This window comes from Sphingomonas sp. NBWT7, assembly GCF_014217605.1.
Taxonomy (GTDB): Bacteria; Pseudomonadota; Alphaproteobacteria; order Sphingomonadales; family Sphingomonadaceae; genus Sphingomonas.
In genome coordinates this window covers 2,443,317-2,452,661 of sequence record NZ_CP043639.1, presented here as the reverse complement: position 1 = coordinate 2,452,661, position 9,345 = coordinate 2,443,317, and the positions used below count along the sequence as shown (strand labels likewise).

Annotated in this window: 13 protein-coding genes; 6 read left to right on the top strand and 7 right to left on the bottom strand. The window is 67.1% G+C overall.

What is annotated here, in order from left to right:
- Positions 1–15 precede the first annotated feature (15 nt).
- From F1C10_RS11895 to F1C10_RS11880, 4 genes are read right to left on the bottom strand one after another with little or no spacing between them, the layout of a single operon-like run.
- Positions 16–408, bottom strand: a complete 393-nt coding sequence (locus tag F1C10_RS11895; protein ID WP_185206437.1) for a thioesterase family protein — start codon at positions 406–408, stop codon at positions 16–18.
- Positions 405–965 carry a DedA family protein gene (locus F1C10_RS11890; RefSeq protein WP_185206435.1) on the bottom strand — a complete coding sequence of 187 codons (561 nt, stop codon included), beginning with the start codon at positions 963–965 and terminating at the stop codon, positions 405–407. Before F1C10_RS11890 ends, F1C10_RS11895 begins: the two co-directional genes overlap by 4 nt.
- Entirely contained in the window at positions 962–1,435 is a 474-nt protein-coding gene (locus F1C10_RS11885) for a hypothetical protein (RefSeq protein ID WP_219729750.1), read from the bottom strand. Before F1C10_RS11885 ends, F1C10_RS11890 begins: the two co-directional genes overlap by 4 nt.
- Positions 1,432–3,504: a S9 family peptidase gene (locus tag F1C10_RS11880; RefSeq protein ID WP_185206431.1), complete on the bottom strand. Its 2,073-nt coding sequence runs from the start codon at positions 3,502–3,504 to the stop codon at positions 1,432–1,434. The genes F1C10_RS11885 and F1C10_RS11880 overlap by 4 nt, the downstream gene beginning before the upstream one ends.
- Positions 3,505–3,793: 289 nt before the next feature.
- Here F1C10_RS11880 and F1C10_RS11875 point away from each other — a divergent pair, with 289 nt between their 5' ends.
- The gene (locus F1C10_RS11875; RefSeq protein ID WP_185206429.1) at positions 3,794–4,723 is read left to right on the top strand and encodes a DUF808 domain-containing protein; all 930 of its coding nucleotides are present in this window, start codon (positions 3,794–3,796) and stop codon (positions 4,721–4,723) included.
- A gap of 22 nt (positions 4,724–4,745) precedes the next feature.
- Here F1C10_RS11875 and F1C10_RS11870 read toward each other — a convergent pair whose 3' ends face one another.
- A complete protein-coding gene (locus tag F1C10_RS11870) occupies positions 4,746–5,666 on the bottom strand; it encodes an ABC transporter ATP-binding protein (protein ID WP_185206427.1) in 921 nt (306 codons plus the stop codon).
- Between the two features lie 66 nt (positions 5,667–5,732).
- On the opposite strand from F1C10_RS11870, the gene F1C10_RS11865 reads away from it, so the two are divergent.
- From F1C10_RS11865 to tldD, 3 genes are all read left to right on the top strand, one after another.
- Positions 5,733–5,963 carry a zinc-finger domain-containing protein gene (locus F1C10_RS11865; RefSeq protein WP_185206425.1) on the top strand — a complete coding sequence of 77 codons (231 nt, stop codon included), beginning with the start codon at positions 5,733–5,735 and terminating at the stop codon, positions 5,961–5,963.
- A 139-nt stretch (positions 5,964–6,102) separates the two neighbouring features.
- Complete coding sequence (locus tag F1C10_RS11860; RefSeq protein ID WP_185206423.1) at positions 6,103–6,297, top strand: hypothetical protein; 195 nt, start codon at positions 6,103–6,105, stop codon at positions 6,295–6,297.
- A gap of 54 nt (positions 6,298–6,351) precedes the next feature.
- Entirely contained in the window at positions 6,352–7,776 is a 1,425-nt protein-coding gene (tldD, locus tag F1C10_RS11855; protein WP_185206422.1) for a metalloprotease TldD, read from the top strand.
- 10 nt (positions 7,777–7,786) lie between these two features.
- Here the strand turns inward: tldD and F1C10_RS11850 are convergent, their stop codons facing one another.
- Both F1C10_RS11850 and F1C10_RS11845 read right to left on the bottom strand, forming a co-directional pair.
- The gene (locus tag F1C10_RS11850; protein WP_185206421.1) at positions 7,787–8,080 is read right to left on the bottom strand and encodes a CcdB family protein; all 294 of its coding nucleotides are present in this window, start codon (positions 8,078–8,080) and stop codon (positions 7,787–7,789) included.
- Positions 8,080–8,325, bottom strand: a complete 246-nt coding sequence (locus tag F1C10_RS11845; RefSeq protein WP_185206420.1) for a type II toxin-antitoxin system CcdA family antitoxin — start codon at positions 8,323–8,325, stop codon at positions 8,080–8,082. The genes F1C10_RS11850 and F1C10_RS11845 overlap by 1 nt, the downstream gene beginning before the upstream one ends.
- A 52-nt stretch (positions 8,326–8,377) precedes the next feature.
- Between F1C10_RS11845 and F1C10_RS11840 the strand changes: the two genes are divergently transcribed.
- Positions 8,378–8,932: a pyridoxamine 5'-phosphate oxidase family protein gene (locus F1C10_RS11840; RefSeq protein ID WP_185206419.1), complete on the top strand. Its 555-nt coding sequence runs from the start codon at positions 8,378–8,380 to the stop codon at positions 8,930–8,932.
- A gap of 95 nt (positions 8,933–9,027) precedes the next feature.
- Positions 9,028–9,228: a DUF2007 domain-containing protein gene (locus tag F1C10_RS11835; protein ID WP_185206418.1), complete on the top strand. Its 201-nt coding sequence runs from the start codon at positions 9,028–9,030 to the stop codon at positions 9,226–9,228.
- The last annotated feature ends 117 nt before the right edge of the window (positions 9,229–9,345 follow it).

Here is a 9,345-nt window from a genome sequence, read left to right as displayed (position 1 = left end):
GAGCGTGTCGCGGCGCTAGCGTTCGAGGAACGGGGCCGCGATGTCGGGGCGGACGCGCAGAAGGCGGCCGGTGGCGCGGTCGAGCAGCGCCCAGGTGGTGACGCCTTCGACCAATGTCTTGCCGGCGGCGTCGGTGAAGCGGAAGTGGCGGTCGAAGCGCGCGCCGCGCGGCGCCTCGGGCACCCAGGTCTTGCCGGTCGCGGTCTCGCCGGGGCCGAGGTTGCCGCGATAGTCGATCGCGTGGCGCGTCACGACCCAGACATAGGCGTCGCGATGTGCGGCCGGGGCGACGCTTTCCCAATGCGCCACCGCCAGTTCCTGCACCCAGCGCACCCAGACGGCGTTGTTGACGTGGCCGAGCTCGTCGATGTCGTCCGGCGCGGCGGTGAACGGCTGGGCGAAGCTCATCGCGCGCGCCACCAGCGGATCAGCTGAAACAGCGCGAAGCCGCCGGCGAGGACGGCGACGCCGACGAGCAGCGTGTGGCGGCTGGGGCGCAGGCGACCGGCGAATTCGGTCACCGCCTCGCCGAACCAATAGCCGAGCGCGGTGAACAGCGCGGCCCACAGCACCGCGGCGGCGGCGTTGATCGGCAGGAAGGTCGCGGTGGGCACCTGGCTGGTGCCGATCGCGACGGGGCTGACGGTGCGGAAGCCGTACAGGAAGCGGAACGCAAAGATAAAGCCGATCGGATAGCGTTCGAGCAGCTGCAGCGCCTTGGCGAAGGCGCGCTTTTGCACCCAGCGCTGGACGAATGCGCGGTCGCGGTAACGCCGCCCGGCGGCGAAGAACGCCTGGTCGGCGAGGAACGAGCCGAGCGCGGCAGCGGCAAAAGCGAACGGCCAGGCGATCAGCCCCTGGTGCGCGAGCAATCCACCGGCGACCACCGCGGTCTCGCCCTCCAGCATCGCGCCGGCGAACACGGCGGCGATGCCCCAGCGCGCGACGATCGCCTCGATGCTCATTTACACAGCTTGCCGGTATCGCGGCAGAAGGCGGCGGCGACGTCCTTCTTGAAATCGAGCGCGCCGAGCGCCGCGATCGCCTCCGCCATCACCATCGGCTGCACTGCGCGCAGCCGCTGCTGCTCAAGCCGCTCGGCCGCGGCGACGAGTGCGGTCAGCTCGCCAAGTGTCAGCCGCTTGGCGTAGGCGGTGCCGAACGCCGTCTCGATCCGTGCCATGCCGGCGGCGAGCGTCGTGCGCGCCGTCGCGCGCAGCCGCGCCTGCTCGGCCGGCGACAGGTCGGGATGCGCCGCGACGAGATCGTCGGTGTCCTTGGCCGCGACGAGCGGCAGCAGCGCCATGATCGAGCCGCTACGCGCGAGCCGCTCGCCCATCGCCGCCGCCGCGGGTGATGGCGCGGACGTGACCACTGGCGGCGGAGCTGCCGCTGGCGCCGCCGCACCCTGCACGAGCACGGCGAGCAGCATCATGCCTCGACGCTCAGCTGCCACAGTACGAAGGCGTGCTCTTCGGCTGCCTCGCGCAGGCTCTCGAACCGGCCCGACTTGCCGCCGTGACCCGCGCCCATGTTGGTCTTGAGCAGCAGGACGTTATCGTCGGTCTTGGTCGCGCGCAGCTTCGCAGCCCATTTCGCAGGCTCCCAATAAGTGACGCGCGGATCGTTGAGTCCGCCTGAGATGAACAGCGGCGGATAATCCTGCGCGCGTACGTTGTCGTACGGACTGTAGCTGCGGATCAGCTGAAACGCGGCGGGATCGGTGATCGGATTGCCCCATTCGGGCCATTCGCCCGGGGTGAGCGGCAGGCTTTCGTCGAGCATCGTGTTAAGCACGTCGACGAACGGCACGTCGGCGATCACCGCACCCCACAATTCGGGATCGGAATTGACCACCGCACCCATCAGTTCGCCACCCGCCGAGCGCCCGGCGATGGCGATGCGGCCAGCGCTGGTCCAGCCTTCCGCGATCAGCCCGCGCGCGACGTCGACGAAATCGTTGAAGGTGTTGGTGCGCTTGTCGAGCTTGCCGTCGTGATACCATTGCTGGCCGAGATCGTCGCCGCCGCGAATGTGCGCGATGGCATAGGCGAAGCCGCGGTCGAGCAGCGACAGGCGCCCGGTCGAGAAGCCTGGCGGGATCGCGTGGCCGTAGGCACCATAAGCGTAGAGGAACAGCGGGCGGCTGCCGTCGCGCGGGAAATCTGCCGGATAGACGATCGAGACGGGCACCTGCGTGCCGTCGCGCGCGGCGATGTGCAGCCGTTTGGTGCGATACTTTCCGGCGTCGTAGCCAGAGGGGATTTCCTGCACCTTGAGCGTCGCCAGCGTCTTCGTCGCGGTGTCGTAATCGTAGACGGTGCCGGGCGTGACCATCGATTCGTAACCGAGCCGGATGACGGTCTGATCGTATTCTGGATTGTCGCCGCTGCCGGCGGCGTAGCTAGCCTCGGGAAAGGCGATGCGCTCGGGAACCGTGGGCGCGTCGTAGCGGTGGATCGCGACCTGATCGAGCCCGTCCTCGCGCCCCTCAACGATGAAGAAGTCGCGGTAGCATTCGACGCCGGTCATGTAGAAATGCGCCGACGGGCCGATCAGCTCGGTCCACTCGCCCGGGCTGGCGATCGGCGCGGTGACGAGACGCCACATCGGGTTCACGTCGTTGGTGTGGATGAACAGCGTGTCGCCGTGCGTATCGACGTCATATTCGCGCCCCGCCTGGCGCGGCGCGACGAGGATCGGCGCCGCACGCGGATCGTTCGCGGGATAGAGCCGCACCTCGCTCGTCACGTGATCGCCCGTTGCGATGACGATCCACCGCCGGTCGCTCGTCTCCGACACGGCGACGCGATAGCCCTCGTCGTCCTCGTGATAGAGTTCGACATCAGTGGCGGGATCGGTGCCGAGCACGTGCAGCCGTGCATTGTCGGTGCGCCATTCCTTGTTGGCGAGGCCGTAGAGGAACGCCGAATCGTCCGTGGTCCACACGATGTCGGACAGCATGCCGGGGATCGTGTCGGGCAGCAGCGCGCCGGTCGTGAGATCCTTGACGTGGATGGTGAAACGCTCGGACCCGTTGTCGTCGATCGCATAGGCGAGCAGGCGCGCGTCGTTCGACACCGCGAACGCGCCGAGGCGGAAATATTCCTTGCCCTCGGCAAGCGCGGGTTCGTCGAGCAGCAGCACGTCGGCGCTACCGTCGTCGGGCGCGCCGACCGGGCGGCGCCACCATTTGCGATACTGGCCGCCCGTTTCGTACGCGGTCCAGTACAGCCAGTCGCCGTCCTTCTGCGGCACCGAGGATTCGTCCTCCTTGATGCGCGCCTTCATCTCCTCGTACAGCCGGTCTACGAGCGGGCGGTGCGGGGCCATCACCGCCTCGAAATAGGCGTTTTCCGCTTCGAGGTAGGCGAGCACGTCCTTGTCGCCGACGTCGGGGTAGTCGGGATCCTTGAGCCAGGCCCAGGGATCGGAGATGGAAGCGCCGTGACGCTCGAACTGGTGCGGGCGGGTGGCGGCGATCGGCGGGGTCGGAAGCGTCATGACGCCCGTCTTACGTCCTGCTCCAGATAAGTCGATGCGCGGGGTAGATTGCACAAAATGCAATTCACTTCGTTTTTTTTGCAATTGCGGCGAATCATGCTGCGTCGCACAAGGATCGGGCCTTTCAGGCATCCTCTCCTAAAAACTTTTCCGGCCGATCCTTTTCGTAAGGGTCGGCCTTTTTTTCGTGGTCGATTTTCATGGTTCGACGGGGAACGCGTGCGCTTGCCCGCGCGCTCGGCGTCCCGCAAGGACGGGCCTGCACCGTTCGCAAAAGGGGAATGACCGGATGGCCGGAGGCCTAGTCGCGCTGCTCGACGATATCGCAGCGATCGCCAAGCTTGCCGCGGCAAGCCTCGACGATGTCGCGGCGGCCTCCGCGAAGGCGGGGTCGAAGGCGGTCGGCGTGGTGATCGACGATACTGCCGTCACGCCGCGCTACGTCACCGGGCTCAGCCCCGCGCGCGAACTGCCGATCATCTGGAAGATCGCGCTCGGATCCCTGCGCAACAAGCTGCTGTTCCTGCTGCCCGCCGCGCTGCTCCTATCCGCCTTCGCGCCCTGGGCGATCACACCAATCCTGATGATGGGCGGCGCCTATCTGTGTTTCGAGGCGAGCGAGAAGATCCTCGAGGCGTTCACCGGCGGCCACCACGACGAGGCGGCGGCTGAGATCACTGACCCGAAGCAACTGGAGGATCGCCAGGTCTCGGGCGCGATCCGCACCGATCTGATCCTGTCAGGCGAGATCATGGCGATCGCGCTTGCCGAACTCGCCGACCAGAGCCTGGTCAACCAGGCGATCGCGCTCGCGCTCGTCGGGGTCGCGATCACCGTCGGCGTCTATGGCGTTGTCGCGCTGATCGTGAAGATGGACGATATCGGACTGGCATTGGCGCAGCGCGAGGGCGCGGGCGCGCAGGCGTTCGGGCGCGGGCTCGTCTCGGCGATGCCGGTTATCCTGAAGGCGCTCGGCATCATCGGGACGGTGGCGATGCTGTGGGTCGGCGGGCAGATCATCGTCCACGGGCTCGAGCATTTCCACCTGACGCCGCTGCCCGAATGGATCCACCACGCCTCGCTCGGCGCGCGCGAAACGCTGCCGGCGATCGGCCCGGTGGCGGAATGGGTCGTCTATGCCGCACTGTCGGCGGTGGTCGGGATCGTCATCGGCGGCGTGATCGTCGGCCTGCTGCACTTCAAGCCCAAGAAGCATTGAGCGCGGGCGTGCGCCGCCGATCTCAGGCGGGGCTGCGCGTCAGGCTGAGGAACACGTCCTCGAGATCCGCCTCACGCGTCGAGACGTCGACGATGCCGAACCCCGCCTGCTGCACCGCGGCAAGCACTTCGCCCGCGTTCACCTTGTCCTTCGAATAGGTGATCTCGAGCGTCCGCTCGCCTGCCAGCGCCACCTTCTCGAAACAGATCGCTTCCGGCGGGGCGGCGACGTCGCGATCCACCGTCACCGCGACGACCTTTTCCTGTGCGCGGCTGAGCAGTTGGCGGGTCGGTTCGTTGGCAACGACCTGGCCGTAATTGATGATCGCGATCCGGTCGCACAATTGCTCGGCTTCCTCGAGATAGTGCGTCGTCAGCACGACGGTGACGCCGCCCGCGTTCAATTCGCGGACATAGGCCCATAATTGCTGGCGGAGCTCGATATCGACGCCCGCGGTCGGCTCGTCGAGGACGAGGACGGGGGGCGAGTGCACCATCGCCTTGGCGACCATCAGCCGGCGCTTCATGCCGCCTGACAGCGTGCGCGCATAGGCGTTGGCCTTGTCGTCGAGATGCACCGCGCGCAGCAATTCCATCGAGCGGCGTTCGCTCTTCGGGATGCCGTAGAGGCCGGCCTGGATCTCCAGCGTCTCGATCGGGGTGAAGAACGGATCGAACAGGATTTCCTGGTTGACGATGCCGATCGATGCCTTGGCGTTGCGCGGATGGGCATCGATGTCGAACCCCCAGATCGACGCCGTGCCACTGGTCTTGTTGACCAGCCCAGCGAGCGTGTTGATCAGCGTCGACTTGCCCGCGCCATTGGGGCCGAGCAGCCCGAAGATCGTGCCCTGCGGCACATCGAAGCTGACGCGATCGAGCGCGCGCTTGCCGCCCTCGTACGTCTTGCACAGGTCTTTGATCGAGATCGCCGCGTCGCTCATGGCCGGAGCGTTAGGCCCGTGCGCAGGCGATTGCTAGCGCCGGGCCGCGTTGCTAACGCGGGCCGCATGATCGCGCCTCCGCAGACCACCCGCGTTTCGCAGCACCGTGTCGCCTGTGACGGCGCGCATGACGGGCTTCCCGCCGCGCTCGGCCACCCGCGCGTGTGGCTCGAGATCGACGAGACGGGCTATGTCGACTGCGGCTATTGCGACCGGCGCTTCGTGCTGATCGGCGGCGCGGCGGACGGCGCGGAGCAGGCGGCACTGCGCGATCACGGTGACGGCGCGGGGCGCTGAGCCGCCCGCGACGGCGCGACAAAGCGGGAATTTGGCCGATCGCTGAACGCCGTGTGACGAATTGTCACTGTGGTTCGCCGCGCGAAACGCCGCGGCGGTGATGGACGTTGGCCGCGCATCCTTTGATCCGGAGACAAAGATGCGTGATCCTTCCCCCGCCGCGTCGCGCCGCGCGCCGTTGCTCCTCGCGCTGGTAATCGGCCTGCTCGTCGTCGCGCTGCTCGTCGTCAACGAACGGACCGACTGGCTCGAACTGCGCCCAGCGAGCGGCACCGCGACGGCGATGGCGCTTGCCGTCGACGCGGCACCGGCGACCGAGACGGCGCGGCGCTAAGGCGCGCGGCAAGGATCGTTTGCGTTGGGCGGCGCACGCCCTACATTCATTGCCATGACCGCAATCGATCCCCGCTCGTTCCTGTACCGCGACGCGCTCGACCCCGAGGCGGCGAAGGCGCTGACTGCCGACGCGCTCGGGCGGGCCGACGACGGCGAACTGTACCTTCAGTATCGCAAGTCGGAGGCATTCGGATTCGACGACGGACGGCTGAAGACGGCGAGCTACGATACGCATTCGGGCTTCGGCCTACGCGCCGTCTCGGGCGAGATGACCGCCTTCGCGCACGCGAGCGAGGTGTCCGAAGCCGCGATCAAGCGCGCGGCGGAGACGATGCAGCTGATCGATCCGTCGACCGGGCCGAAGGCGGCGGCGCCCGCCGGCACTAATCAGCGGCTCTACACCGACGGCGATCCACTCGATCTCGTGCCCTTCGCCGACAAGGTGAATCTGTGCCAGACGATCGACGCGGCGGCGCGCGCGCGCGACCCGCGCGTCGCGCAGGTTTCGGTCGGCCTGTCGGGCACGTGGAGCGTGGTGGAGATCGTGCGCCCTGACGGTTTCGTCGCGACCGACGTCCGCCCGCTCGTGCGCTTGAATGTGCAGATCGTCGTCGAGCAGAACGGCCGGCGCGAGACGGGCACGTTCGGGATCGGTGGGCGCTACCTCTACGACTCGCTGTTCGACGCAGCGACATGGAACCGCGCGATTGACGAGGCGCTGGCGCAGGCGCTGGTCAATCTTGATTCGGTAGCCGCGCCCGCCGGCGAGTTCACTGTGCTGTTCGGCCCCGGCTGGCCCGGCATCTTGCTGCACGAGGCGATCGGCCACGGGCTGGAGGGTGATTTCAACCGCAAGGGAACGAGCGCCTTCTCCGATCGGATCGGCGAACAGGTCGCGGCGCGCGGGGTCACCGTCGTCGACGACGGATCGATTCGTGACCGCCGCGGGTCGCTGACGATCGACGACGAGGGCACGCCGACGCGCGAGACGATCCTGATCGAGGACGGCTTTCTCAAGGGCTATATGCAGGATCGCCTCAACGCGCGGCTAATGGGCGTCGAGGCGACCGGCAACGGGCGGCGCGAGAGCTTCGCGCACGCCCCGATGCCGCGCATGACCAACACCTTCATGAAAGGCGGCAACGACGATCCCGCCGAGCTGCTGGGCCGCGTGAAGAACGGGATCTTCGCCAAATCCTTCGGCGGCGGGCAGGTCGACATCGTGTCGGGCAAGTTCGTCTTCTCGTGCACCGAGGCGTACAAGGTGGAGAACGGGAAGATCGGTGCGCCGATCAAGGGCGCGACACTGATCGGCGACGGCCCGACGGTGCTGACTAAGGTGCTGGGTGTCGGCAACGACTTCGCGCTCGACGAGGGCATCGGCATGTGCGGCAAGGGCGGGCAGAGCGTGCCCGCGGGCGTCGGCCAGCCGACGTTGCTGGTCGGCGGGCTGACAGTGGGCGGCACTGCTGCCTGAGGAAGCGGGTTCAGTAGCCGGTCAGCGTATCGAGCGCGCGCTGGATCTCATATTCGTGCGTCTTGAGCGAGGCGATCGCCGTGCCAAGGGCGCGGACCGGCACCGCGCCGGCGAGATGTGTCGCCATGATCAGCCGCTCGCCGCGCACCTCGAAGGTCGGATGTAGGGGAGCGATCCGTGACGCCGTTTCGCTTTCCGGCACGAGCGGCACGGTGAAGCGCGACGCCAGATATTCGAGCTGGTCCGACTGGCAGTCGAGCGCGAGATCGCCGCTTGCCATTAGGTGAACGTCGAAGCGCGCCATCACCACAGCCGGTGTTCGGCGTACGGCATCCTGTTCCGTTCGAGCCAGCGGTTCCAGTCCTCCATCGCCGGCTTGTTCTCTTCCTTCCAACGGCGGGCCTGCTCGGCGCGCGTCGCCGCGAGAATTGCGGCCTCGCTGACCTTGGAAAGGTTTATCCCTGCATCACGCGCCGCGGCGATCACGCCTGTATCGATTGAGAGGTTGACCGACTTTCGCTTGCCGGAAACGACGCGATCATGTTTCATGCGCGAAAGCTATGCGCACCGACCGTGCGCGTCAACGCGCGGAGCATCGATCATGGCCGAGTTCTTCCCCGCCCTTACGCCCGCGCATCGCGATTTCATCGCGCGTCAGCCGGTGTTCTTCGTCGCAACCGCCGCGGCGGGCGTGCGGATCAACCTCAGCCCAAAGGGGATGGACAGTTTCCGCATCCTCGACGAGCGCACCGTCGCCTATCTCGACGTGGCGGGATCGGGAAACGAGACCAACGCGCACCTGCTCGCCGACGGGCGGATCACGATCATGTTCTGCGCCTTCGACCAGCCGGCGCTGATCTTTCGCATCTACGGCCGCGGCCGCGCGGTGCTGCCGCAGGATGCCGAGTGGCAAGGATTGCACGCGCAGTTCACGCCGCTGCCCGGCACGCGGCAGATCTTCGTCGTCGCGATCGACGAAGTGCAAACATCGTGCGGCTGGGGCGTGCCGCAGATGACGCTCGATCACCCGCGCGAGACGCTCAACAAGTACAACGCCAAATATTCGGACGACGAACGCCTCGCCTATTGGCGCGGGCACGAGGGCGTTAGCATCGACGGACTGCCGACGCGCGTGCCCGACGCCCTGCCTGCCTGACTACCCGCGCCTGCCTGACTGTCGGTGATTGCCGATGCGCCATCGCCGCGCGCCATGCGTTGCGCCGTCATGTCCCGTGCCCCGCTGACCGCGTCATGAGTCTCGTCGAACTCGGGCGGTACGACCGCAACCTCGCCAACATCATCGTCGCGCGACTGGACAGCGAGGGGATCGACGCGATCGCCTTTGATGGCGCCACCTCGATCGTCGAGGGGAGCTGGCTGCTCATCCCGGTGCGCGTGATGGTCGACGAAAGTGATTTGCCCGCCGCACGGGCGATCGTCGACATTGCCTAAAATTCAGGCAGTTTCTCGCGGCTGCACAAAAACTAACGTGTCTTAACCTTCTTCCGCGCGGCTGCGGCTGCTGACAGCGGCGGCGTACGGATTGGCACGCGCATTGCGAAGCATCCT